Annotated in this window: 2 protein-coding genes; both read right to left on the reverse strand. The window is 64.2% G+C overall.

What is annotated here, in order from left to right:
- Positions 1 to 31: 31 nt before the first annotated feature.
- On the reverse strand, positions 32 to 970 hold the full coding sequence (locus OSB52_RS24620) for an IS3 family transposase (RefSeq protein ID WP_211541884.1): 939 nt from the start codon (positions 968 to 970) through the stop codon (positions 32 to 34).
- Positions 967 to 1,257 carry a transposase gene (locus OSB52_RS24625; RefSeq protein ID WP_005195137.1) on the reverse strand — a complete coding sequence of 97 codons (291 nt, stop codon included), beginning with the start codon at positions 1,255 to 1,257 and terminating at the stop codon, positions 967 to 969. The genes OSB52_RS24620 and OSB52_RS24625 overlap by 4 nt, the downstream gene beginning before the upstream one ends.
- Positions 1,258 to 1,302 lie beyond the last annotated feature (45 nt).

Consider the following 1,302-nt stretch of genomic DNA (forward strand, 5'->3'; position numbering starts at 1 on the left):
TGTGGTTCCCCCGGAATCGTGGAGGACTCCTCTATGCGGCTTCGGGCTCGGTGACTGCGGTGTTCTCGTAGTCGACCGGACTCATCATCCCGATCGCGCTGTGGCGACGCTGGTGATTGTAGAAGCCGTAGCACCACTCCAACACGACCGCCTGCGCCTCCATGATAGTATGGAACTCGTTGCGTGACAACACTTCCCACTCCAAAGAAGAGAAGAATGCCTCCGCTGCGGCGTTGTCGAAACACGATCCGACCCGGCCCATCGACTGCCGGATACCCATCTTCTGGCACAGCCTGGTGAACCGTCTCGCGGTGTACGTCGACCCACGATCGGTGTGGAAAATCAGCTTCTGCGCATCGTCATCACGCCATATCGCCTGCATGCCGCCCCGCGTGGCGACCGCCATCTCGATCGCCGCACACGCCAACGCTGCATCCGGGTGACGACTGGTGGCCGCCCCCAGCAGGCGGCGACTGTAGAGGTCGATGACCGTGGCCAGATACAGCTTGCCCGCCGCGGTCGGGATCTCGGTGATGTCGCCGACCCACCGCTGATCGGGGCACTGTGCGGTGAAATCGCGACCCAACAAATCGGGGAACTTCGGGGCGGTCTTGTCCTGACGGGTCAGCCCGTTGCGCCGGCGGATCCGCCGCGCGACCAGGCCCTGACGACACATCGAATCAGCGACAGTCTTCTCGGTCACCGTCCACCCGTCAGCACGCAGATCCGCATGCAGGCGCGGTGACCCGTGCAGGCCGCGGGCCTTGTCGAACGCCACCGCCACGGCCCGGTCGATGGTGTCCCGGCGATAGTCGCGGGTGGTGTGCAAACCCGTTGCCGCACCCGGCGATTGGGTCCGCTTATGCCATTTGTAGAACCACGCCTCGCTGACCCCGAGCAGCCGGCAGGACACCGCGTGTGGCACCCGATAGTTGGTCCTCTGGTCGGCGATAAAGCGTGCCACGCTCACTTCGTCGCCTCCTTCACCCACAGGACCACTGATCGCTTGAGGACATCACGCTCCATGCGCAGCTCGGCGACCTCGTCACGCAACCGTTTGAGCTCAGCAGCGTCATCAACGGTCAGCTCGCCGCGGCCCTCCCGCTCGGCGCGCGCCCGGTTGACCCAGTTACCCAAGGTGCCCTCGTTGACCCCCAGGTCTCGAGCGACCTGGGCGATCGGCTTACCTGTCTCCTCGACGATCCGGACCGCCCCATCACGAAACTCCCGGTCGTACTTCTTCCGCTTCTCTGGCATCGTGCTCCTCATTATCGATGCCTCTACGGTTCGGGGGGAACCTCA

The organism is Gordonia aquimaris (genome assembly GCF_026262595.1).
GTDB lineage: Bacteria > Actinomycetota > Actinomycetes > Mycobacteriales > Mycobacteriaceae > Gordonia > Gordonia tangerina.